This window comes from Vibrio sp. Y176 (genome assembly GCF_033438945.1).
Genome location: NZ_JAWOQS010000106.1, coordinates 1 through 1118 on the forward strand (window position 1 = coordinate 1; position 1118 = coordinate 1118).

1 protein-coding gene is annotated in these 1118 nt (G+C 53.6%); it reads left to right on the forward strand.

Annotated features, from left to right (window positions below; all coding sequences use genetic code 11):
- Nucleotides 1-1118, forward strand: a 1118-nt coding sequence (gene vscN, locus R7O13_RS24415; protein ID WP_318304874.1) for a SctN family type III secretion system ATPase VscN, incomplete at both ends; no start/stop codon positions are given.

Consider the following 1118-nt stretch of genomic DNA (forward strand, 5'->3'; position numbering starts at 1 on the left):
GTACGCGTTGGAGAGTTGTGTGAGCTGCGCAATCCCGATCAAACCTTATCGTTGTTGGCTGAAGTCGTCGGCTTTCAACAACATCACGCGCTGCTTACCCCACTTGGCAACATGTTTGGCATTTCATCCAATACCGAGGTGAGCCCGATGGGGAAAATGCACGAAGTCGGTGTCGGCGATCACTTGCTGGGTAAAATCCTCGATGGACTGGGGCGCCCTTTCGATGGTGCACAAAGCCAAGAGCCAAGTGCTTGGTATCCCGTTTATCGTGATGCCCCGCCACCGATGCAGCGTAAATTGATCGAAAAACCAATTTCGCTTGGCGTTCGCTCCATAGATGGTTTGCTCACTTGTGGTGAAGGCCAACGTATGGGCATTTTCGCTGCGGCTGGCGGCGGTAAAAGTACCTTGCTGGCGAAGCTGATTCGCTCTGCGGACGTAGACGTAACCGTTCTTGCTCTGATTGGCGAACGTGGGCGAGAAGTGCGAGAGTTCATCGAACACGACTTGGGCGAAGAAGGTATGGCGCGTTCAGTGCTGGTCGTTGCGACATCCGACAGACCAGCCATGGAGCGCGCAAAAGCAGCGTTCGTTGCGACTTCTATCGCCGAATATTTTCGAGACCAAGGCAAGCGCGTTTTGCTGCTGATGGACTCCGTCACCCGTTTTGCTCGTGCCCAACGTGAAATTGGCCTTGCCGCTGGTGAACCACCAACTCGACGTGGTTATCCGCCTTCTGTTTTTGCCGCACTGCCAAAACTAATGGAGCGTGCCGGTCAATCGGACAAAGGCTCTATCACTGCCCTTTACACCGTATTGGTCGAAGGTGACGACATGACCGAGCCTGTCGCAGATGAAACGCGATCCATTCTGGATGGACACATTATCCTTTCACGGAAATTGGCGGCAATGAACCACTACCCGGCCATCGATGTGCTCCGCTCAGCAAGCCGAGTAATGAACCAAATTGTCGAGCCGGATCATCAAGCTTCTGCCGCGCATCTGCGTGAAATGTTGGCGAAATATGAAGAAGTCGAGCTGCTTATCAAAATCGCCGAGTACCAACATGGCGCTGACCCGCTAGCCGATCTGGCAATCGCACAAAGTGACGATATTCG